The organism is Mesobacillus subterraneus, from assembly GCF_000934845.1.
Classification (GTDB): domain Bacteria; phylum Bacillota; class Bacilli; order Bacillales; family Cytobacillaceae; genus Mesobacillus; species Mesobacillus stamsii.
Genome location: NZ_JXIQ01000098.1, coordinates 1 through 23,468, shown reverse-complemented (window position 1 = coordinate 23,468; position 23,468 = coordinate 1). Strand labels below are relative to the sequence as shown.

Sequence of the window (23,468 nt, the reverse complement as noted above, 5' to 3'; positions counted from 1 at the left end):
GGAGAGCAAAATGAACAACAACCCCAATCTTGAAATGGAAAAATTACCGAAAGAATTAACAGTTCTATTTTCATTGCTTTCATCACGTACAGGGCAAGATCAAGAATTATTAAATATGGATTGGGATTTCTTCCTAGAGTTGGCTTTCCATCACCGCGTTTATCCGATCTTATATAAAATGATAAAAAGTCAGAATGAGCATATAATTCCTCCTAATGTATTTGCTGTTTTGGAGCATGCTTACCGGTCCAATACATTTCAGATGATGCAGTTATGTCAAGAAATGGAGTTTGTTAACAGACTTTGTACCGAAAGCACGATTCCGTTGCTGTTTTTGAAAGGCCCAGTGCTGGCGATTGAGCTATATGGTGATATTTCCTTAAGAACTTCGTGCGATTTAGATATTCTCATCCCAATCGCTGATTTAGAAAGGCTGAATGGCATCCTAATCCGTGAAGGGTATCAAAAGGATGATTATATCCTTTCTGTCTTAGGCGATTGGAAGTGGCGGCATCATCATGTCACCTATTATCATCCAGCGAAAGGGCTGAAATTAGAAGTTCATTGGAGGCTGCATCCTGGTCCAGGCAAAGAACCAAGCTTTACGGAACTATGGAGCAGGAAAAGAAAATCGGATTTTTTAAGAACCCCTGTCTATTACTTGGGTAAGGAAGACTTATTTTTCTTCCTTGTAACCCATGGTTCCCGGCACGGATGGTCAAGAATTAGATGGCTGCTTGACATCCATCAATTGCTGCAGCAAAAAATCGATGGGGGTATTTTACATTCTTTATTAAAGAAGTTTCATAGTTTGAAGATTGGCGGCCAAGCGGCGATATTGTCGACGCAGTTGTTCGATACGAAAATCCCGAAAGAACTGACCTGGATGCTCGATGAACCGCAAGCAAGCATCCTTGCCGAACAAGCTTTTTTTTATCTTCATAATCAAGTTAATTTGCACTCAAACTCATTGCCTCCAGAGGTTTTCGATTACCATAAGCGCCATCTGTTTTCTTTAATGTCCTTTCCGCAAAAACTACTTTATGCAATTAGTACACTTTATCCTTACCATACAGACTTGGCTACTTTGCCATTACCTAAGTACCTGCACGTTTTATATTTTCCGCTGCGTCCATTTCTTTGGGCATGGAGAAAGACAAGGAAACATGCCTTGTCATAGGAGGAAACCCGTTATGAAGTATGCTTTATTTTTTCTGAAAAAGATTCATGACCAGTCGGGAATCATTCTTTATTTTAACCTGATGAGCATGGTGTTCATCACTTTGTTTGAAAGTTTTGGGATCTTTATGCTTATTCCGCTGACAGGACTCACAGGAATGATAAAAAATGATTGGAATGATTCCTCCATCATTTCTTCCATTGAAAAATTTTTTAGTGGATTGCCAGAGACGGTAAGCTTTCTGCTCATCTTGTTCATCTATGTCCTGATTATCATTGGGCAAGGGTTCTTCCAAAGAAATCAGACTATTTTAAATACAAGAATTCAGCAGGGTTTCATTCGTCATTTAAGAGAAGAGACCTATAAGCATCTTATCACCGCCAATTGGGAATATTTTTTAAAAAAGCGAAAATCAGATATTACAAATTCCATGTTAACGGAAATAGCAAGAGTAAGTTCAGGTACGAACTTGGTTTTGCAGTTTGTCGCCTCTTTTGTATTTTCCTTTATTCAAATAGCGTTTGCTTTGTGGCTTTCCGCCAAGATCACTGTTTTTGTGATGATAGCTGGATTGGTCCTTCTTTTATTCAGTCGCAAATTCATACAGCAATCGAGTTTGTATGGCGATCGAACCCTAACTTTATCCAAACGGTTCATGGGGGGAATTACCGACCATTTTAATGGGATTAAAGATATTAAGAGCAATAGTTTGGAAAAACAGCATATTAAATGGTTTGAGGATTTAAACGGCAGCATGGAAGAAAACATGGTTGATTTGGCGAAGCTAAGATCGAAATCACAGCTTATTTATAAAATAGTTTCCGCGTTTTTGATCACTTTGTTTGCATTTGCAGCGATCAGTATCTTTTCTGCAAATCCGGCGGAATTACTGTTAATTCTGGTTATCTTTTCCCGAATCTGGCCAAGATTTTTTGCAATCCAATCGAGTTTGGAAAAGCTAGGAGAAGTGCTTCCTTCCTTTCAATCGTTAATGGAATTGCAAAATGAATGTCTAGCGGCTAAGGAGTTTGGCCTATTGGAGGGGGAAGGGGTCCAACCTATAGAGATGAAACAGGACATGGAGTGTCGGTCCGTCTACTTTCGCTATAAAAAGACCGAAAAATCCTATGCATTACATGAAATCAATATAAAGATCAAAAAAAACACGATGACAGCAATTGTTGGCAGTTCCGGAGCAGGGAAAAGCACTTTAATTGATTTATTAATGGGATTAAATAAACCGGAACGCGGATTCGTCCTGATCGATAAAACACCGTTGGAAAGCTGCAACTTGCTTTCTTTTAGAAAGTCAGTTAGTTATGTCTCACAAGATCCTTTTCTATTTAATGCTAGTGTTAGAGATAATCTGCTATTAATAAAACCGGGGGCCGAAGAAGGGGATATATGGGAAGCACTGGAATTTTCAGCAGCTGCCGATTTTGTAAGAAGGCTGCCAGATGGGTTGGATACTCAGATTGGCGATAGAGGAATAAAATTGTCCGGCGGGGAAAGGCAGCGGCTTGTATTAGCAAGAGCCATCTTAAAAAAACCAACTATTCTAGTGTTGGATGAAGCAACAAGCGCACTCGATGGGGAAAATGAAGCGAAAATCCAGGCTGCTATTGAAAAATTAAAAGGCCAAATGACAATCATTGTGATTGCCCATCGATTGTCAACGATAAAAAATGCCGATCAGGTCATCGTGTTAGATAAGGGAAGAGTGATCCAACAAGGTGCCTTTTCCCAATTGGCATCAGAACAAAAAGGGATGTTCGGAACTCTCTTAAAAAGGCAAATGGAAGCAGTAAATTAAGAATTTAGAAAATTTGTTCTTGACACGTTCTTTATACAGAACTAAAATAAGAATAGCGAATGAAAAGTCAACAAAATTAATTTTTTTTGCGGTTAATGTTCTTTATCTAGAACGACCAGAAAATAAGGTGGTTGAATAATGAATGAAAAAAATGCTTTAGCGAAGGACATCAACATCAAGGAACTTTTGGCAACTTTAAAGAAAAGAGTTTGGGTGATTTTAGTCATCATCGCCTTATCAACTATTGCTGGGATTGTTTATAGCTCCCTTACTGTTCCTACACCAGTATACGAAACTACTGCAAAAATCATCTTAGGCGAAGAAGCAGATATGAATACCCTGCAAGTGATTATTAAAGATAGGATTATTTTAGAAAAAGTTGTCGAAAAATTGGCGCTAAATCAAGATCCTGAATCGCTAGCGAATCAAATCAATGTACTGCGCCTCGACGAATCTCAAGTAGTAAGTATAAGTGTTGTTGATTCTTCCCCTGAGCGTGCTTCAAAAATTGCCAATACGGTTGCAGCAGTGTTCAAGGATGAAGTTCCAAAAATCATGAATTTTGATCAGGTTAATATTTTGTCTTCAGCAGAAATACAGTCCAAACCGATAAATGGTGATGTCAATGGAAACAGAACCATCATCATCGCCTTTATTTTCGGGATAGTGGCAGGAATCGGCTTTGCTTTTTTTCTCGACTCTCTGGATGAAACGATTAAATCAGAGAAGGATGTCGAAGCGTTTTTGGACCTTCCAGTCATAGGGAAAATATCTAAAATGAACAAAAAGAATACGAAACAGCATCATTTTGAATCTGTTTCCTCCGGAGGTGAATGGAGTGTTAAGAGGCAAACGTAAAAATAGAATGAGTGCCCCAAAAAGAAATTTAATCACCTTCTCCAATCCGGAATCGATTATTTCGGAACAGTTTAGAACGCTTCGGACGAATATACATTTTTTAACAGAAGGAAAAAAAAGTATTATTTTGATTACTTCGCCTGGCTCCCATGAAGGGAAAACAACGACAACTGCTAATCTTGCTGTATCTATGGCACAACAAAAGGAAAAGGTCCTGCTAGTAGATGCAAACCTAAGGGAGCCCGCCATTCATTTCATTTTTAAGAAAGAAAATACAGTCGGACTAACAGAAGTATTATCGGGAAAGATTCGTTTGGAAGAAGCGATTATCCCAACAGATATAGGCAGCCTAGCTATTCTAACTAGCGGTCAGATGGCATCGCATCCTGCTGAACTAATCGGATCGGATTCTTTGTATAAAGTCTTGCAACAAGCATTAGAGGAATATGATTTTATATTGGTGGATTCACCGCCGATCCTGGATGTTACCGATACGAAACTGCTGGCTCATAAAAGTGATGGGGTAATATTGGTAATTAGCCAAGGGAAAACGGAGATCGAAAAAGCGGTGGAAGCGAAAAAGGCTTTAGAGTTTGCAAAGGTTAATCTGTTCGGAGTCATATTGTATGACATGTAGATCAGCGGTTTTTTTTACCACCATTGTTCTTTATTAAGAATATTTTGTGCGTTATGAAACAATACGGTGATGTCTCCTAGCCGTTATCTAAGGAGGCACTCGGTCATGCTGTGGGTTATAAAAAGACCTTAGACGCTCTGGTCGTCGAGAGTATGATGTGAGGAGGGGTTAAATGCCCTATCTTTTATATATATTTGCCCCGAAACAAAAAGGGAATGAGAAGGAACAATTGCGGCATATTGGTCGTTATATTCGTCGATCTGCTATAGGGTTAAATCGGATGGAGGCATATGACGGTCAATACGAGACTTTTAAGATCAACAGCCCCGATGATCCGCCAAACGAAAAAGGACCAGGCGCAGTTTGCCCGGTTTTTCTTATTTTTTAATTTAGAAAGGAGGAGAATTATGACCTACAAACAAAGGCTTTCTATGTTTATTATTATTGATTCGTTCATTGTGTTAGCGGCTATCTTTGTTAGCCATGTTCTGATTGGCGGCAATTTGGATATGGTTACCCTGCCCATTCTTTTTACCGCAATTGTGATCCTGCTAAGCCATCATTCTTTGTCTTTTCATTTTAAGCTATATAAGAAGGCATGGGAATACGCCAGCACAGGGGAGCTTATCATCATCCTGAAAACCGCGGTTGCTTCTATTAGTATAGCGCTGCTGTTTCAGCTGATGATGCTGGACCAAGTCAATATCAGATTGTTAACCGTTACTGGGCTTCTCCATATTTTGCTGATTGGTGGGTCCAGGTTTTGCTGGAGAATCTTTCGGGATTCGATCATGCAAAAAGATGATAAAAAATTCAGAACATTAATTATTGGAGCGGGTTCTGCAGGGACAATGGTAGCAAGACAGCTAATCAAAAATAATGACACATCGCTAAAACCAATTGCTTTTATTGATGATGACCGCAAAAAGCATCATTTGGACATTTTAGGAGTTCCGGTGATTGGAGGAACGGAACAGATTGTGAAAGCAGTGGAACAATATCAGATAGAAAATATCGTCATCGCCATCCCATCTTTGCACAAAAAAGAATTGAATACCATTTTCCAGGAATGTGCGAAGACGGATGCAAAAACGCAAATCATCCCAATGCTGGAGGATTTAATGACTGGAAAAGTTTCCGTTAACCAGTTTCGGGATGTTCAGGTGGAAGATCTTCTTGGCAGGGAACCCGTTCATTTGAACATCGATAGCATTTCTCAATATATTAGCGAAAAAGTGGTCTTGGTGACAGGTGCTGGCGGTTCGATTGGTTCGGAAATATGCAGGCAAATCGCGAATTTCCATCCTAAAAAAATAATAGTACTTGGACATGGTGAAAACAGCATTTATTCCATTGAAACTGAATTAAAAATGGCGCACGGCAATGCCACTATGGAAATTATCCCCGAGATCGCAGAGCTGCAGGATGCAAAGAAAATGATGTCCGTAATGGAGAGGCATCAGCCAGATGTTGTTTACCATGCAGCGGCCCATAAACACGTGCCGTTAATGGAAAGAAATCCTGAGGAAGCAGTGAAAAATAATGTGATTGGGACATTAAATGCAGCAAACGCTGCTAGCTGGCATGGGGTGAAAACTTTTGTAATGATTTCGTCTGATAAGGCTGTTAATCCAACCAGTGTAATGGGTGCTACAAAAAGGTTAGCAGAAATGATCATCCAGCATTTTGATGAAACGAGCGCAACCAAATTTGTGGCAGTCAGGTTTGGCAATGTATTAGGAAGCAGAGGAAGTGTCATTCCTCTTTTCAAAAAACAAATTGAAAGAGGCGGCCCGATTACCGTAACTCATCCCGATATGGTTCGGTATTTCATGACAATCCCAGAAGCATCAAGGCTTGTTTTGCAAGCTGGTTCATTGGCCAAAGGCGGAGAGATTTTTGTCCTAGATATGGGGGAACCGGTAAGAATTGTGGATTTGGCTAAAAACTTAATAAAGCTATCTGGGTATACAGTGGAGGAAATCGGCATTGAATATTCTGGAATTAGACCAGGTGAAAAATTATTCGAGGAACTCTTGAATGCGGAAGAAGTCCATGAACCTCAGGTGTTTCCGAAAATTTATATTGGCAAAACGGCAAATCTGTTTATGAACGACATTGAATACTTGATTGATCATTATGAAAACATGGACAAAGAACAAATTCGCGCATTGGTTTTATCGATTGCCAATAAGAAAACAGAGGCTAAACCAATCATGTCAATTTCGAGTTAGGGGGAATGAAGATGAAAAGAAAGATTCTCTTTTGCGCGACCGTAGATTATCATTTTAAAGCATTTCATTTGCCTTATCTGAAATGGTTTAAAGAGCAAGGTTGGGAAGTACATGTTGCTGCAAACGGTGATCTGCCGCTCCCGTACGTTGACCATAAATACAACTTATCTATATCTAGATCACCAATCAGTGCAAGTAATCTTAAAGCGTATAAAGAATTAAAAAGAATTATGAACACGAATCAATATGAAATGATTCATTGCCATACTCCGGTTGGCGGGGCACTGGCGAGGCTTGCTGCCAGGGAAGCGCGGAAGAATGGTACAAAAGTGATCTATACGGCTCATGGTTTCCATTTTTGCCATGGGGCACCGCTGCAAAACTGGTTGATCTATTACCCAGTTGAAAAATGGCTTGCCACAAATACGGATTGCCTGATTACGATAAATGAGGAAGATTACCGGCGGGCAGTTCAGCATAGGTTTAAAGCCAAAAACATTGAGCATGTTCACGGGGTAGGGGTAGATGTCCAGAGATTCAAACCTGTGGAAAAAGCATATAAAGAAAAATTAAGAATCGCCTACGGTTATCAAGTTGGCGATTTTTTGCTTTTTTACGCTGCCGAATTTAACAAAAATAAAAATCAGCAGCTGCTAATACAAGCATTGGCGTTGATAAAAGAGGATGTGCCAACTGCAAAACTACTTTTGGCAGGGGAAGGAGCAATGCTTCAGGAGTGTAAAAGTCTGGCAGAATCACTTGGAGTTCGCGATCGGGTCGATTTTCTAGGCTTTAGGAAGGATATTGTGGAACTGCTGCAAATTTCGGATGTCGCAGTAGCTTCCAGTTTACGTGAGGGACTTCCGGTCAATATCTTGGAGGCCATGGCTGCTGGACTTCCGATTGTTGCGAGCAGCAATCGGGGGCATAACGAACTGGTGATAAACAATCAAAATGGCTTCCTGGTTTCTCCGCACAATGCTGTTGAGTTCAGCAGAAGGGTTCAGGAATTATTTCATTCCACGAACTTGAGAGAGGAACTGGGAATACAAAGTATGATTAGGGCCAATCTTTTTTCCGGTGACAGAGTAGGCAGGGAAATGAGCAAGCTTTACGATCATTTTATGGTGGAGGAAGCGGATGAAACCAGCAATCAGCATTATCGTGCCTATTTATAATATGGAGGCGTATTTAGCCAGATGCCTGGACAGCTTGATGAAGCAAACGCTGAACAATATCGAAATCATCGCTGTGAATGATGGCTCTACCGACAACAGTCTGGGAATTTTAGAGAAGTATGCTGCGAAGGATAGCCGGATAAAAATCATAAATCAGCCGAATAGCGGGGTTTCTGCTGCACGCAACAAAGGAATTCAAAAAGCTGTTGGGAAGTTTATTGGGTTCGTTGATCCGGATGATTGGGTGGATAGAAACATGTATGAAAGCTTGCTTGCGCAAGCGATGGAAAACAACGCAGAAGTGGTGATGTGTTCTTATCTGAGGGAGTTTGGAACACATTCGAAGGCGAAAGTATTTGATGTACCTGAGCGAGTAATCTATACAGGTGGAGAAGTAAACGAAAAGGTAGTAAGACGTTTGATCGGACCTTTAAAGGAAGAAGTAAGAAATCCTGAACTGCTAGATGCTTGGGGGACGGTATGGTCTAAGCTGTACCGGGCAGATCTAGTAAAGACAAATGGCGTGCTTTTTACAGACTTACAGATCATTGGGACAAATGAGGATTCCCTGTTTAATATTCAAGTCCTTTACCATGCAAACACATTTGTATTTATAAATGAACCGTACTATCATTACTGGCGTGTAAATTCTGCTTCCGTTACTTCTGGCTATAAACCAAATCTGATGGAGCAATGGTTAAATCTTTACCGGCTGATCGAACAATTTTTGGAGGAAAAAAAATTGCAGGAACCTTATTATACAGCTCTTAATAATCGGAAGTGCATGAATATCATGGGACTGGGACTAAATACCATCAGTCAGAACCATCAAAGTTCCGCCTTAATCAAGATAAAAAAGTTAAAAGCGATTGTCAATCATGACCAAATGAAACGGTCTTTTCAAGAATTGGAGTTATCATCTTTTCCGATTGTTTGGAGAACGTTTTATTTTTGCGCAAAAATCCGATCAGCGATTGGCCTATATTTCTTGCTAAACGGTATGGATGGATTCAGGAAGCTAATAAGATAAGGAGGATCTCGTGAAACCAATAAGAGTGCTTCAAGTAGTGACGGTGATGAATAGAGGCGGCCTCGAAACGATGCTGATGAATTACTATCGGCGAATCGATCGAAGCAAAATTCAATTTGATTTTATGGTGCACAGGGAGGAAAAGGGGCACTATGATGAGGAAATTACCGAGATGGGTGGAAAAATAATCAAAATGCCCAAAATCAAACCTGGAAACTATCAAATTTACTTTAACAAGCTAGAGGCATTTTTTCAGACCCATAGAGAGTATAAAGTAGTCCATTCGCATATTAACGAGAATAGCAGTTTTGTTTTGAGAGCTGCTAAAAGAAATGGAGTTCCTTGCAGAATCGCTCATAGTCATCTTAGTGATCTTAAGCTGGACATGAAATTCCCATTTAGACTTTATGCCCGTGCCAGTATGAAGGATCATCCGAACAAGTATTTTGCTTGTTCCAAAAATGCGGGCAAATGGCTGTTTAGCGAGAGAGTGGCAAATACGAACGAACTGGTTGTTTTAAATAATGCGGTGAATGCGGAAGAGTTTAAATATAACGCGGAAACGCGGAAGAAAATAAGAGAAGAATTAGCTATCAAAAACGAACTGGTTATTGGACATATAGGCAGATTTACGAAACAAAAAAATCACGATTTCTTACTTGATATATTTAAAGCTGTTTCAAATTTGGACCAGGACGCCATCCTGTTGCTGGCAGGTGACGGCCCTTTACGCAGAAAGATAGAAAATAAGGTGACATTGCTTGGACTGCAAGCCAAAGTGAAATTCCTTGGAGTAAGAAGTGACATCAACAGCCTGATGCACGCGATGGACATCTTCGTTTTTCCGTCGTTATTTGAAGGACTTCCGGTAGTGCTTGTCGAGGCACAAGCTGCCGGATTGAATTGCATCGTGGCAGATACAATTACAAGCGAAAGTGATATTACAGGCAGAGTGGAATTTTTAAGCTTAAAGGAAGCACCCGAGACATGGGCGAGAGAGATCTTGTCTTCTTCCTATGAACATGCTGATACAGAAGAATTAATAAGTGTGAATGGGTATAATACTGCCACGATGTCCAAATGGCTGACAGATTTTTATATCGAATACTATGAAGAAGCAAAATAATCATGGAGGACAGGAATATGCGCCCAATTTTGACGGTATTTACCCCAACCTATAATCGTGCTTATACGCTTCATCTATGTTATGAAAGTCTATTAAGGCAAACTTGTAAAGAGTTTATTTGGCTGATTATTGATGACGGATCTGCTGACGACACTAGGGACTTGGTCGAACACTGGATCAATCAAGGTCAACTAACTATAAAGTATCACTTTCAAGAAAACCAAGGAATGCATGGTGCGCATAATACCGCCTATTCGCTAATTGATACGGAGCTGAATGTATGCATCGATTCAGATGATTATATGCCCGATGATGCTGTAGGGAAAATTCTTTCTTTTTGGGAAAAATATGGAAGTCATGAATATGCGGGAATTGTTGGACTCGATGCAAATCATTCCGGACAAGTAATTGGAACAAAAATGCCTGAGAGTCTGAAAGCAGCAAAACTGGGAGAGCTTTATAGTGTGCATAAAGTAAAAGGCGATAAAAAACTGGTATACAGAACCGACCTTATGAAAAATACTCCGCCATATCCTTTATTTCCAGGAGAAAGGTATTGTCCCTTAAGCTATAAATATATTTTGATCGACCAGCAGCTTCCTTTGCTGATCATGAATGAAATTCTGTGTCATGTCGAGTATTTGTCAGATGGCTCCAGCCTGAATATGATGAGTCAATACAAGAAGAACCCAATGGGTTTCTCTTTTTTCAGGAGGGTGGCAATGGAATATGCGCCCAATTTTCGGGAGGAATTCAGAGAATCTATTCATTATGTATCAAGTAATTTGATGGTGAAAAATTCCCGGTTTTTATATGACTCCCCAAAATTGGTCACAACATTACTGTCTGTGCCATTTGGGGTCATCCTCTATTTTTACATTCAAAGGACAAATAAACTATCTGTCCCAGAAGCAGCTGAAAGGATATAACAATGACAATTATGTGGCTAAACCTTTCATTGGTTTACTTGTTCTCTGCTTTATCCAGATTGTACGCAACTCCGAATCCAGGCACGATCAGTCATGTTAGACCTTACAAATTGTATACCGTCTTCGTCATCATCTGTTTAGTCGCTGTCGCAGGTTTTCAAAACAATATAGGTGATACGTATTTTTATATGCATTCCTTTCAAATAACGGAATTTGCATGGCAAGAAATTAATTATCTTGGCGACTTTGGCTTTGATCTATACCAGATGTTGTTACAAAAAATATCCAAAGATCCGCAAATCTTAATATTCACAACGGCGCTTATTACCAATCTACTCATTGTAATCGTCTTATACAAATATTCGCGGATGTTTGAGCTAGCAGTCTATGTGTATATTGCATCGGGAATGTTTACGACATCGATGAATGGAATTAGACAATATTTAGCTGCAGCAATTGTCTTCTTCGCAACAAAATATTTATTAAATGGAGATTTCAAGAAATATGCGCTAATGATTCTTCTCGCTTCTACTGTTCACAAAAGTGCATTCGTGCTATTGCCAATCTATTTTGTTGTCAGAAGAGAGGCTTGGACGAAGGTAACATTTATTTTGCTGACGCTTTCTATTTTTATCGTGCTAGGTTTCAATACGTTCTCAGGTATGCTGTTTTCCGCATTGGATCAAACCCAGTATGGCCATTACAGTGATTTCACGGAAGGCGGAGCAAATAAACTGCGGATTGTCGTCACAGCAATTCCGGTATTCCTTGCTTTTTTGGGAAGAAAAAAATTAAAAATGCTTTGGCCACAAAGTGACTATATTGTAAATATGTCGATGATCAGTCTGTTTTTTATCATTATTGCATCGCAAAACTGGATATTTGCGAGATTTAATATTTACTTTGGGTTGTACAGTCTCCTGTTAATTTCGTGGATTGTTAAGCTTTTTAAAGAGAATAACCAAAGATTCATTTATTTTGGAATCATTGTTTGTTACTTCCTCTATTTTTACTATGAGCATGTCCTATCATTTGGGTTGAGGTATGAAAGTGATTATTGGAAATTTTAATCGGAGGTGTGATATGTGACAATCTTAGTAACAGGCGGGGCAGGCTACATCGGCAGCCATACTTGTGTTGAGTTGCTAAATGCAGGCTATGAAATCATCGTGGTCGATAACTTGATGAATAGCAAACTAGAAACAGTAAACAGAATCAGTGAACTTGCCGGAAAGAGCTTTCCCTTCTACCAAGTGGATTTATTGAATGAGCAAGGACTTGAAACGGTGTTTATCGAAAATGAGATTGATACGGTCCTTCACTTTGCTGGTCTAAAAGCTGTTGGGGAATCGGTGCGGGTGCCGCTCAAGTATTACCATAATAATCTCACTGGCACGATCAACCTATTGAACACCATGAAAAAATACGATGTTACTAGACTGGTTTTCAGTTCATCAGCAACTGTATATGGCATGCCAGAAAAAGTTCCAATTTCAGAAGATTTCCCTTTAAACGCGCTCAATCCATATGGCCGAACGAAATTAATGATGGAGCAAATTTTAACGGATCTTCAACAAGCTGACCAAAACTGGAGCATTGCCTTGTTGCGGTATTTCAATCCAATCGGAGCGCATGAATCTGGCATGATCGGAGAGGATCCAAACGGAGTTCCCAATAACTTAATGCCATTTATCACGCAGGTAGCAGTCGGTAAGTTGCCAGAACTTCAGGTATTCGGCAACGATTATCCAACCACAGATGGAACGGGAGTCAGAGATTATATTCATGTAGTGGATCTTGCTAGAGGTCATGTAAAGGCACTTGAAAAAGTTGCTGCAAGTACCGGAGTCGAGTCCTTCAATCTTGGGACCGGAAAGGGATACAGTGTACTGGAAATGGTGACTGCTTTTGAAAAAGAATCCGGGATTCCGATTCCTTATAAAATGGTCGAGCCAAGAGCTGGAGATGCTGCAATCTGTTTTGCGGATCCGACGAAAGCGCAAAAAGAGCTAAATTGGTCAGCCGAAAAGAATCTGCGGGAAATGTGTGAAGATTCGTGGAGATGGCAATCAAAAAATCCGAATGGGTATGAACAAAATTTAATCCAAACAGTTCCAGGCGATCCGCACTTACCAACAAGTGGGGATTTTTCTAATGCTAAAAAAGAATGAGAAGAGGAGTAAGTGATGAGTGTACCGGAAACGCAGCAACAACGTTTCAAGGAATTGCTGCAGGATATTTATATTCGGGGACAAATAGTTCCGAACATCAAAACCGCAGAGTTGATTTTAGAAATACGAGAGAAGCTTACAGCTGTATTAGAAAATAAACAGTAATTTTACCTGTTGCAAGGGGTGCAAAAATGAAAAGGCTCGTAGATGTAAGCAGTTCGATTGTGCTTCTTATGTTGTTGTCACCAATCATCTTGTTCACCGCTATGTTTGTAAAAGCGAAGCTAGGCTCACCGGTGCTGTTTAAGCAAAAAAGACCAGGATTATATGGAAAGCCCTTTTGGCTGTATAAATTTCGAACGATGACCGATGGTCGAGATCGATTCGGAGAGCTACTACCAGATAAGCTTCGGCTTACTCCGGCTGGACAATTTTTAAGGAAGTACAGCCTGGATGAATTGCCGCAGCTGATCAATGTGCTGAAAGGGGAACTTAGTCTAGTTGGTCCAAGACCGTTATTAATGGAATACCTTCCCCTTTACAATGAGGAACAGGCGAAGCGCCATCTAGTCAGGCCTGGCATTACCGGGCTAGCGCAAATCAGCGGGCGAAATAGTTTATCCTGGGAAGAAAAGTTCCGGTTAGATGTTTGGTATGTTGACAATCGTTCCTTCCTTCTGGATGTGAAAATAATAGGGAAGACATTTTACAAAGTCATCCAATCCGAAGGAATCACACAGCCAGGAAATCTAACGGTTGAACCGTTCAAAGGCTCAAAATCTATTGCAAAAGAGGGAAATGGATGAAAATTGCCATTATTGGTCAAGGGGGACATAGCAAAGTTGTTCGTGACTTGATTAAAACTATCGGAGAGGTAGAAATTGTCGGCTGTCTCGATGATCAATACAATGCCGAGTTTTATCGTGAACAAGTGTTTTACGGCCCGGTTGACGCAGCCCGAACATTCACCGAAGATTTTCCTGATGTTCGATTTTTCGTTGCAGTGGGCAATAACCGAGTTAGAAAGCAGATTGTCGAGCGGCTAGGTATTCCCGATGCATTGTATGCAACCTTGATTCATCCGACCGCGCATATTAGCTCATCGACTTCGATAGGCCCCGGAAGCGTCGTGATGCCATGCGCAGTGATCAATACAGACGTCCAAGTCGGAGCGCACGCCATTATTAATACATGTGCCGTTGTCGAGCATGATAGCCTGGTTGCCAATTATGCACATGTCTCTCCTAATGCAACTTTGACTGGAAATGTAATGGTGAGAGAAGGCGCACAGATTGGCGCAAGCGCAACCGTCATTCCCGGTAAGGAAATTGGGAAATGGACCATAGTCGGCGCAGGCGCAACAGTAATTGATGACATTCCTCCATATTGTACGGCAGTGGGTGTACCTGCAATGGTGAAAACGAAAGAAATAACTGGAGGTGTTTAAATGATTCATCAGACCGTTCAAAAAACAATCTTCCTCTCCTCCCCACATATGAGCGGAAAGGAACAACACTATATTCAGGAAGCATTTGAAACAAATTGGATTGCCCCGCTTGGCCCAAATGTGGATGCATTTGAAAAGGAAATTGCTGCTTTTACAGGAGTCAATGAAGCTGCAGCCGTCAGTTCTGGAACGGCTGCCATTCATTTGGCTCTTTCTTTATTAGGAGTGGGAAAAGGGGATACCGTATTTTGTTCGACATTGACGTTTATTGCCAGTGCCAATCCTATTTTATATCTAGGTGCTGAACCAGTATTTATCGATTCAGAACGAGAAACATGGAATATGTCCCCTCAAGGATTAGCAACAGCATTAAATGATGCTGCACAAAAGGGAAAGCTTCCTAAAGCAGTCATTGTTGTCAATTTATATGGACAGAGTGCCAAGATGGAGGAACTGACTGCGTTGTGCGACCAATATGAAGTGCCAATGATTGAGGATGCTGCAGAGTCCCTCGGTTCTTCCTATAAAAGGAAACAAAGCGGCTCGTTCGGCAGATTCGGAATTTTTTCTTTTAACGGAAATAAGATCATTACTACTTCAGGTGGTGGAATGCTTGTGTCAAACGATGCAGCGGCAATTCATAAAGCTAGATTCCTGGCGACACAGGCACGAGACCCAGCGCCGCATTATCAGCACAGCAAGATTGGCTATAATTATCGAATGAGCAATGTTTTAGCGGGAATTGGCAGAGCGCAGCTGAAGGTCCTCGAAGAAAGAGTAGAAGCAAGAAGAGCTATTTTTGAAAGGTATGAACAAGCATTATCGACTCTTCCAGGCATTCAGTTTATGCCGGAGTTAGAGGAAACCTATTCCAATCGCTGGCTGACTGCAATGACGGTGGATGAACAAGAAGCAGGTGTTTCAGTAAGGGAACTAATCGAGGGATTGGCTTTCGAAAAGATTGAAGCAAGGCCCGTGTGGAAGCCGCTTCATTTGCAGCCATTGTTCAAAGATGCCAAGTATTTTCCCCATGGCGAAAAAGAAAGTATCTCCGAACAATTATTTGCGAACGGTATTTGCCTGCCTTCAGGATCCAATATGGAGGAATTAGACCAATCACGAGTCATTCATTGTATTAAAAATTCTATTAACGCAAAAGAGGTCGAAAGAAAAATCATATAATACCAAGAATAATGAGGGAACCTAGATGATCGGAAAAAATATATCAGAACTTAGAAGAAGAAAGGGGTTGAGCCTTTCTGAACTATCAGAGCGATCCGGTATCTCCAAGTCCTATTTAAGCAATATAGAACGGGATGTTCATAAAAATCCCTCTATACAGATCATGGAGAAGATATCGGATGCATTAGATGTTGACATTAGAGCATTATTAATAAACGGTCATAGAACAGAAAAGGTACTCCACGACAAAGAACTATATGAATTTGTCGAAGAATTGAAAAAAACGGGAATTAAAAAGGAACAAATTCACGACTATAAGCAGCTGATCGAATTTATTAACTGGCAAATAGAAAATATAGGAGCCAAAAATGACCCAAAATCAAAAAATCCCTAAAATAATCCATTACTGCTGGTTTGGAAACGGGGAAAAGCCAGAGCTCGTTCAAAAATGTATGCGAAGCTGGGAACAGCATTTACGTGATTACCAATTTATGGAATGGAATGAGAGCAGTTTTGATATGAATGCAAACGCTTATGTAAAAGAAGCGTACGAAGCGAAAAAATATGCGTTTGTAAGCGATTATGCGAGAGTGTATGGTTTATACCGTTATGGCGGAATTTATCTGGATACTGACGTGGAAGTTTTTAAAAGTTTTGATGATCTCCTTCATCATGAGTCCTTTTGGGGCTTCGAACAAGAAAATTATATCGCTACGAGCACGATTGGAACAGCAAAGGGAAATCCAATCGTAGAGATTTTCTTAGATTCCTATCAAGGGAAAAAATTCAGGAAAGAAGACGGAAGCTTCGATGATCTTACGAATGTAGCAATCGTGACAGATATTTTACGAAAGCTAGGATTGGTGATGAATGGAGAGTATCAAGAGTTTGCTGGTTTAGCAGCCTTTTACCCGCAAACGTATTTCTCGCCTTACGACTACATTAACTGTAGAAAGTTTATAACGGAAAACACCTATTCCATGCATCATTTTTATAAAAGTTGGCTACCGCCTAGGGCTAGGTTTAAAAGCAAAATGAAATATGGTTTAGCGAAGATCATCGGGGGCAATAATCTTGCCAGGCTTAGAAAGGTCCAGAAATCATTTTGATTTTCTAAGGAGAATGAAAGGATGATTATACTTAGGAGAATCATGAAGGAGTTTGTAACTCAATCAGCGAACAGAGGAATATACTTGACCGTTGTGATGAATTTATCCCATTTCATTGGAATTCTGAGAGGCTTCCTTTTTAAAGTAGTTTATTTTAAAAATATTCAGTCCACCATTTTTGCCATGCAATCAAGCAGCAAAATAGAAATTTTCAACAAGCATTCCACCATTACGATTGGCAAGTTTGTTTTCATTCGAAAAAACGCTAGTTTTAGGTTGGATCATGGCGGCAAACTTACGATCGGCGATTATGTTTTTATCAATGATAATTGCGTGATTAACTGTGCAGAAAAAATTTCGATTGGAAAAAACACGAAAATAGCGCCAAATGTCTGTATAAATGATCATGATCACAATTATAAGAATATACAGGATCAGCATTTGGTAACTGGTGAAGTGACGATTGGCAGGAATGTATGGATTGGAGCAAATGCAGTCATTCTTCGCAATACACATATCGGAGACAATTCGGTCATTGGAGCCGGAAGTGTCGTAAAGGGAAATATACCCGCCAATTGTCTTTATGTGAACGAACGTGAAGAAAAGATTATTCCATATAATAAACCAAAAGTGGCACATGGATAGGGGAAAATAAAAAAATGATTGGGAAGAAAAAACTATTAATTGCCGTTTATAATTTGGAAATTGGCGGGATTGAAAGATCGCTGATCAACATGTTAGAAAATATCGACTACCAGAAAATAGATGTAGATTTATTCATTTATCATCATACAGGGGAACTACTGGAATTCATTCCCGACCAGGTAAGGGTGCTTCCTGAAATCGACAAGTATTCTACCTTTCGAAAATCAATTAAACAATGTTTTAAGGAAGGACATTATTCGATTGGTACAATGAGAGTTTTAGCTAAGTTGATTTCCGTGTTCCACCCAAAGCTTGAGGAAGGAACAGGCTATATCCAAATGCAGCTTGCCCAGAAATATTCCATGCCATTTCTGCCTGAACTTCAAAAGGCGTATGACATAGCAATAAGTTATGCATGGCCGCATGATATGGTAGCGAACAAAGTGAATGCAAGGAAAAAAATTGCGTGGGTTCATACGGATTACAGCAAATTAGAAATTGACAACAAAATGGATTTATCGATTTGGCGCAAGTTTGATCATATTGCTTCCGTTTCTGACGATTGTTTAAAGTCCTTCATCGTCCAGTATCCAGAGTTAGAAGAAAAAGCGCTAGTAATGGAAAACATAACTTCTCCCGTTTTTATTAAAGAAATGTGTCTAAAAAGCAATGAACCGAAATTTGTAAGTGAAAAGAATTTTAATCTTATCTCTGTCGGGAGATTATCGTATGTCAAGGGGTTTGACCTTGCGGTGGAAGCGTTAAAAATTCTGCATGAGAAAGGCTATAAAAATATTAAATGGCATGTTGTCGGATATGGCGGTTACGAAAGTGAACTAAGGAAATGGATTACGAAAAATAAACTCGAAGCTAGTTTTTTATTGCTAGGCAAAAAAACAAATCCTTATTTTTATATAAAGGAATGTGATCTTTACGTACAGCCATCTAGGTATGAGGGGAAAGCTGTGACAGTAACCGAGGCGATGATTTTAGGAAAACCAGTGCTTATTACCAATTATCCGACAGCTAACAGCCAGGTTAAACATGGCATCGATGGATACATTTGCGACCTGAGTAGCCACGGTCTTGCGGAAGCAATTGAGCAACTATACAACAATAGCAGTCTAAGAGCGCAAGTCGTAAAAAATATTGAACAAAAAGAGTTCAGCAATAAGGAAGAATTAGAAAAGCTATATAGTCTGATTAGCTAGGAGGTGGGAGAGTTGGATGTCAAGGTGAGCATCATCATCCCGGTATACAATGCGGAAAAATACATACCGGAATGCATGGAATCCCTGTTAAATCAGACGCTAAAAGAATGTGAATTTATTTTTATTAATGACGGATCAAACGATGGAAGTGAACAAATTATCCGTCAGTACTTAGAAAAAGACAGCAGAATCGTCCTTTTCAACCAAGAAAACCAAGGCGTTAGCAATGCCAGGAATAAAGGATTGGAAGCAGCAAGCGGGGAATACATTGGCTTCGTTGATGCAGACGACTTCGTGAAAGAAGATATGTACGAAATATTATACAAAACAGCCAAACAGGGTGGGTATGATGCGGTTGTATCTGATTTTCAAAGCGGAATGGGAAATCAATTTAGCAGACATCGATATCCATTTGCGATGGATGTCCCTCATAACAAAGATTATATTAACGAGACTGTTTTGCCCTATCTTATGGAATACGAGGATATGAACACAGCATGCAATAAGGTATATAACCGAAAACGAATCACGGATTATTCCATTCGATTTCCAGATCAAATGGCCATTGGGGAGGATGGAATATTCAATTTACTGTTTTTTTCTAAAGCAAGTTCCTTCTATTATATGAATTATTCGGGATACTTTTACAGAACGGTTTTCGGGAGTGCCACAAGGAGTTTGGTTTGTGCGGATGATGCTAGTAAGCTAATGGAAATTTACAGACGAAAAGAATTAGACGAGATAGAAAGGATAATAGGCTCTGAAAAAATGATCGAACTGAAAAGTCGCAAATTGGTTCGAAGTATTTTTGCTTACTTCTATCAAATGGGAGCAGCAACAGAGAATAGTCTCCTTCAAAGAATAAAAAATATACAAACGGTGATCAACAATGAATTCGTTCGAGAATCAATCAAGTACTATTCTCCTAGCGGAAGGTATGAGCAGACAATCCTCAAGATGTTGAAGGTTCGCTTCACCATGGGAATCCTGTTAGCGGTAGTATACAGTCACAAAAGAAATGAAAACAAAGGATGATAGAGATGAAAGTGATGATGTTTGCCCATGGCGGCAGCTTAAATAGGGGATGTGAAGCGATTGTTCGTTCCTCTACTAATATAATTAAAAAACGATCTCAAGGTGCAAAAGTGTATCTTGCCTCCTGGAAACCCGAAACAGATAAAGAAATCCAAAACTTAGATGAAGTATTTGACGCTTCACCTGAAAACTTAAAAAAATATACAAAGGAATGGTTTGTGTCTTCGATACAAGTGAAGGTATTTAAAGATGAATCATATGGACTGAGGGCGATGGAAGGAAAAACAATCGAAAGAATAAATGATGTAGATGTTTGTTTATCCATTGGCGGAGATAATTACTGCTACGGAGAACAGCCAGCCCTTTATGAAATTGACAAAATGGTGAAAAGGAAAGGAAAGAAACTGGTTTTATGGGGCTGTTCGATTGGAGAAGAGGATATGTCAGAACAAAAGCTAAGAGATTTGCAAAACTTCGATTTAATTCTTGCACGTGAGACTTTAACATATAAAATGCTACTGGAAAAAGGCTTGAGAAAGAGTAAATTAGTTGCAGATCCTGCTTTCACATTGGCGAAGGAAGAATTAGTTTTGCCGGAGGGGTGGCAGGAGCAGAACACAATTGGCTTAAATTTTAGCCCGCTCGTTTGGAAGCGGAATAAACAATCTTACTCAGCTTTGTCCGAATTAATAAATCATATTTTGAGCACGACGGATATGACGATTGCATTTACGCCTCATGTAATTTTAGAAGGAAATAACGATTATGAAATTTTGTCCGATTTTTATGAGAAATACAAACATACCGGCAGGGTAATCATCCTACCAGATCATCTTAATGCCATGCAATATAAAGGCTATATCTCGAGGATGAGATTTTTTATTGGTGCCAGAACCCATGCAACGATTGCTGCCTACTCGACTTTTGTTCCAACAATGGTACTAGGCTATAGCGTAAAATCTCGTGGTATTGCGAAAGATCTTTTTGGTGAGGAAAAGCTGGTGTTATCGATAAATGAGATTTCCAATATTGACATAATGAAAAGGAAATTTGAAGAAATGGTCAGTGAAGAAAAGGAAATAAAGCATAGATTAGAAGCAGCTATTCCAAGTATGAAACAAATGTCTTACAGAGCTGTCGATTACATAAATGAATTAATGCTTGCTCGAGGGTAGCTATGAAGAAAAATATATTATTTGTCATTCCGAGCTTAGCGGCAGGGGGAGGAGAAAAAAGTCTCGTAAGCCTGCTCAATCAAATGGACTATGACCGGTATAATGTAGATCTTTTCTTGTTCCATCATGACGGGCTTTTTATGGAATACTTGCCAAAACAGGTAAACATACTTCCCCTTCCAGAAGAATACCAGCTTTTTTCAAAGCCGCTTTTAAAGTCGGTGACTGCCTTACTCATGAAAGGAAAGCTGCAAATAGCATGGAATAGAGTATGGTTTGCGATAAAAAATCGGATCATTCAAAATGTTTCCAAAAGGGAACAGTATTCTTGGAAGCATTTATCCTCATCATTTAACAATCTTGATAAATATTATGATGCAGCGATCGGCTTTTTAGAAAAAACCTCGATCTATTACTGCGTCGAAAAGGTAAATGCCAACCGAAAAATCGGCTGGATTCATAATGACTACGATAAATTAGGAATGAATCCAGAATTTGATTTGCCTTATTTCAACCAGTTAAATAAGATCGTAACGGTTTCTGAAGAATGTGCAAACGTATTTAAAAAAAGGTTCCCGGATCAAAAGGATAAGGTTGATTTAATGTATAATGTCGTTTCGCCAAAGATGATTCATCAGCTGGCGCAGGAACAAACTGATGTTTTTCAAAGGAGAAAAGAGGAAGTAATCATTTTAACCATTGCCAGGCTGCATCCGCAAAAGGGTCTTGAACTAGCAGTCGAATCTTGCAAAGAGCTGATAAACAAAGGTTATAAAATAAGATGGTTTGTGATAGGCGAGGGAGATGAACGCGAGAAACTCACGAAATTAATCAACAAAAATAAATTGGAGCAAAGTTTTATATTACTTGGGTTAAAGGCAAATCCATATCCATATTTAAAACAAGCGGATCTCTATGTACAGACATCCCGCTTTGAAGGGAAATCCATTGCAATCGACGAAGCAAAGATTTTACACAAACCGATCATTGTAACGAATTTTAGCACCGCTAGGGATCAAATTACAGATGGACATGATGGTTTAATTGTCACGATGAATGGCAAAGGCGTTGTAGCTGGTATTGAGAAGGTAATTACCAAAAAAGAACTACAGGGTACGTTAATAAATAATCTGAAAAAAGTTTATTTAGGAACGGAGGAAGAGGTAAATAAATTATATTCTTTTATTGCGAGGTGAAAAGGCATGAAAAAAGACGTATTGTTTGTCATGAATAAACTGGTGTGTGGTGGAGCGGAAAAAGCTTTAATCTCCCTCTTAGAAACAATAGATTATTCAAAGTTCAATGTGGATCTGTTTCTCTTTTCTCATGAAGGTTTATTTATGACGAAAGTTCCGAAAGAAGTAAGGATTCTTCCGCCCCCTGAGAATTATAAATACTTTGATATGCCGTTAAGCTCTTCCTTAAAAAGTCTGATTGGAAATAGAGATGCAAGAACTGCATTTCATCGTGTTTTTCTCGGGTATTTTGCGAAAACGGAACGAAATGGTGCAATAATTGAACAAAAGTTTTGGAAATACTTATCAGCCTCCATCGGAACGATCGAAAAAGAATACGATATTGCAATTGGGTTTCAGGAAAAGAATCCAATTTACTTTTGTGTAGATAATGTGAAAGCAAAAAGGAAAATTGGTTGGATCCATACGGATTATAATCAGCTAGGAATAAATTTACGCCATGAGAAAGCCTATTTTGCCAAGCTAGATTATGTCGTAACGGTTTCAGAGGACTTGGTGTCCATTTTACAAAGCAATTTCCCGAATCTGAAAGAACGGTTTACAGCTATTTCTAATATTGTCTCCCCTGCTATCATTCGAAAACTGGCTCAAGAACCGATCATTCACGAGGAAAGCGATTCAATAGATTTGATTTCGGTAGGGCGGCTAGCGAAAGAGAAAGGGCTGGAAATTACCTTGGATGCGGTCGACCTTCTTGTGAAAAAAGGATATAACATCCGCTGGTTCCTAATTGGGGAAGGAAATAGGAGGAAGGGCCTGGAGCAGGAAGTGAAAGCGAGAAAACTGCTAGGCCGTGTAATGTTTTTGGGGCAGAAGGCAAATCCCTATCCTTATATCCAGAAAGCCGATATCTATCTGCAAACCTCCAGATACGAAGGGAAATCTATTTCCATAGATGAAGCAAAAATACTAGCGAAACCCATTTTATTAACCAATTTTGCTACAGCCGCAAGCCATATTGTCCATAATAAAACGGGAATTATCTCGAAAATGGATGCACAGTCAGTAGCTAATGATTTAGAAAGATTAATAAACGATTCAGAACTAAGAAAACGGCTTGAAGAAAATCTAAGGAAAGAAATGGTAGGGACGGAAGGAGAAATTCACAAATTATATGAATTACTATCGTAAACGCTGCCGCCATTATTGGTGGTTTTATTTTTCAAAGAATGGGGGTAGGAATTTTGTTAAAAAGACTGAAAAAGTCCATCATGCTTAAATTAGGGAAAGTCACTAGTGTTGCACTAATTAA

23 protein-coding genes and 1 pseudogene are annotated in these 23,468 nt (G+C 39.5%); all 24 read left to right on the top strand.

What is annotated here, in order from left to right; genetic code table 11:
• The first annotated feature begins 10 nt into the window (after positions 1 to 10).
• The 24 genes and pseudogenes from UB32_RS12615 to UB32_RS12505 all read left to right on the top strand — a co-directional run bounded on the left by UB32_RS12615 (position 11) and on the right by UB32_RS12505 (position 23,347).
• A complete protein-coding gene (locus UB32_RS12615; protein ID WP_044394288.1) occupies positions 11 to 1,180 on the top strand; it encodes a nucleotidyltransferase domain-containing protein in 1,170 nt (389 codons plus the stop codon).
• A 13-nt stretch (positions 1,181 to 1,193) separates the two neighbouring features.
• Positions 1,194 to 2,993 carry an ABC transporter ATP-binding protein gene (locus UB32_RS12610; RefSeq protein ID WP_044394287.1) on the top strand — a complete coding sequence of 600 codons (1,800 nt, stop codon included), beginning with the start codon at positions 1,194 to 1,196 and terminating at the stop codon, positions 2,991 to 2,993.
• A gap of 138 nt (positions 2,994 to 3,131) precedes the next feature.
• The gene (locus tag UB32_RS12605; RefSeq protein ID WP_044394286.1) at positions 3,132 to 3,851 is read left to right on the top strand and encodes a YveK family protein; all 720 of its coding nucleotides are present in this window, start codon (positions 3,132 to 3,134) and stop codon (positions 3,849 to 3,851) included.
• Positions 3,832 to 4,488 carry a CpsD/CapB family tyrosine-protein kinase gene (locus UB32_RS12600; RefSeq protein ID WP_241768503.1) on the top strand — a complete coding sequence of 219 codons (657 nt, stop codon included), beginning with the start codon at positions 3,832 to 3,834 and terminating at the stop codon, positions 4,486 to 4,488. The genes UB32_RS12605 and UB32_RS12600 overlap by 20 nt, the downstream gene beginning before the upstream one ends.
• A gap of 187 nt (positions 4,489 to 4,675) precedes the next feature.
• Positions 4,676 to 4,804 (top strand): annotated as a pseudogene (locus tag UB32_RS20860) (IS91 family transposase); the annotation flags it as partial.
• Between the two features lie 91 nt (positions 4,805 to 4,895).
• A complete protein-coding gene (locus UB32_RS12590) occupies positions 4,896 to 6,722 on the top strand; it encodes a polysaccharide biosynthesis protein (protein WP_044394283.1) in 1,827 nt (608 codons plus the stop codon).
• Positions 6,723 to 6,733: 11 nt separating this feature from the next.
• A complete protein-coding gene (locus UB32_RS12585) occupies positions 6,734 to 7,900 on the top strand; it encodes a glycosyltransferase family 4 protein (RefSeq protein ID WP_044394281.1) in 1,167 nt (388 codons plus the stop codon).
• Complete coding sequence (locus tag UB32_RS12580; RefSeq protein ID WP_044394280.1) at positions 7,863 to 8,930, top strand: glycosyltransferase; 1,068 nt, start codon at positions 7,863 to 7,865, stop codon at positions 8,928 to 8,930. Before UB32_RS12585 ends, UB32_RS12580 begins: the two co-directional genes overlap by 38 nt.
• Before the next feature lie 10 nt (positions 8,931 to 8,940).
• Positions 8,941 to 10,056, top strand: coding sequence for a glycosyltransferase family 1 protein (locus UB32_RS12575; RefSeq protein ID WP_052807030.1), 1,116 nt, complete (start codon positions 8,941 to 8,943; stop codon positions 10,054 to 10,056).
• Between the two features lie 17 nt (positions 10,057 to 10,073).
• Positions 10,074 to 10,985: a glycosyltransferase family 2 protein gene (locus UB32_RS12570; RefSeq protein ID WP_044394279.1), complete on the top strand. Its 912-nt coding sequence runs from the start codon at positions 10,074 to 10,076 to the stop codon at positions 10,983 to 10,985.
• A gap of 2 nt (positions 10,986 to 10,987) precedes the next feature.
• Positions 10,988 to 12,055 (top strand): EpsG family protein, encoded by a 1,068-nt coding sequence (locus UB32_RS12565; protein ID WP_044394277.1) that lies wholly within the window; start codon positions 10,988 to 10,990, stop codon positions 12,053 to 12,055.
• A 15-nt stretch (positions 12,056 to 12,070) separates the two neighbouring features.
• Positions 12,071 to 13,156 (top strand): UDP-glucose 4-epimerase GalE, encoded by a 1,086-nt coding sequence (gene galE / locus UB32_RS12560; RefSeq protein WP_044394276.1) that lies wholly within the window; start codon positions 12,071 to 12,073, stop codon positions 13,154 to 13,156.
• A 15-nt stretch (positions 13,157 to 13,171) separates the two neighbouring features.
• Positions 13,172 to 13,321: a hypothetical protein gene (locus UB32_RS20045; RefSeq protein ID WP_157841629.1), complete on the top strand. Its 150-nt coding sequence runs from the start codon at positions 13,172 to 13,174 to the stop codon at positions 13,319 to 13,321.
• Positions 13,322 to 13,347: 26 nt separating this feature from the next.
• Positions 13,348 to 13,962 carry a sugar transferase gene (locus tag UB32_RS12555; RefSeq protein ID WP_044394275.1) on the top strand — a complete coding sequence of 205 codons (615 nt, stop codon included), beginning with the start codon at positions 13,348 to 13,350 and terminating at the stop codon, positions 13,960 to 13,962.
• The gene (locus UB32_RS12550) at positions 13,959 to 14,603 is read left to right on the top strand and encodes an acetyltransferase (RefSeq protein WP_044394273.1); all 645 of its coding nucleotides are present in this window, start codon (positions 13,959 to 13,961) and stop codon (positions 14,601 to 14,603) included. The genes UB32_RS12555 and UB32_RS12550 overlap by 4 nt, the downstream gene beginning before the upstream one ends.
• Positions 14,604 to 15,785, top strand: a complete 1,182-nt coding sequence (locus UB32_RS12545; RefSeq protein WP_044394272.1) for a DegT/DnrJ/EryC1/StrS family aminotransferase — start codon at positions 14,604 to 14,606, stop codon at positions 15,783 to 15,785.
• Positions 15,786 to 15,810: 25 nt separating this feature from the next.
• A complete protein-coding gene (locus UB32_RS12540; protein ID WP_044394270.1) occupies positions 15,811 to 16,179 on the top strand; it encodes a helix-turn-helix domain-containing protein in 369 nt (122 codons plus the stop codon).
• Positions 16,154 to 16,894 (top strand): glycosyltransferase family 32 protein, encoded by a 741-nt coding sequence (locus tag UB32_RS12535; protein ID WP_044394269.1) that lies wholly within the window; start codon positions 16,154 to 16,156, stop codon positions 16,892 to 16,894. Before UB32_RS12540 ends, UB32_RS12535 begins: the two co-directional genes overlap by 26 nt.
• 21 nt (positions 16,895 to 16,915) lie before the next feature.
• Positions 16,916 to 17,539, top strand: coding sequence for an acyltransferase (locus tag UB32_RS12530; protein WP_052807029.1), 624 nt, complete (start codon positions 16,916 to 16,918; stop codon positions 17,537 to 17,539).
• A gap of 14 nt (positions 17,540 to 17,553) precedes the next feature.
• Positions 17,554 to 18,750, top strand: a complete 1,197-nt coding sequence (locus UB32_RS12525) for a glycosyltransferase (protein ID WP_044394268.1) — start codon at positions 17,554 to 17,556, stop codon at positions 18,748 to 18,750.
• Between the two features lie 12 nt (positions 18,751 to 18,762).
• Positions 18,763 to 19,785 carry a glycosyltransferase family 2 protein gene (locus tag UB32_RS12520; protein WP_044394267.1) on the top strand — a complete coding sequence of 341 codons (1,023 nt, stop codon included), beginning with the start codon at positions 18,763 to 18,765 and terminating at the stop codon, positions 19,783 to 19,785.
• A gap of 5 nt (positions 19,786 to 19,790) precedes the next feature.
• Positions 19,791 to 20,960, top strand: a complete 1,170-nt coding sequence (locus UB32_RS12515) for a polysaccharide pyruvyl transferase family protein (RefSeq protein WP_044394266.1) — start codon at positions 19,791 to 19,793, stop codon at positions 20,958 to 20,960.
• 2 nt (positions 20,961 to 20,962) lie between these two features.
• Positions 20,963 to 22,156, top strand: a complete 1,194-nt coding sequence (locus UB32_RS12510) for a glycosyltransferase (protein ID WP_044394264.1) — start codon at positions 20,963 to 20,965, stop codon at positions 22,154 to 22,156.
• Between the two features lie 6 nt (positions 22,157 to 22,162).
• Positions 22,163 to 23,347 (top strand): glycosyltransferase, encoded by a 1,185-nt coding sequence (locus tag UB32_RS12505; protein ID WP_044394263.1) that lies wholly within the window; start codon positions 22,163 to 22,165, stop codon positions 23,345 to 23,347.
• Positions 23,348 to 23,468 lie beyond the last annotated feature (121 nt).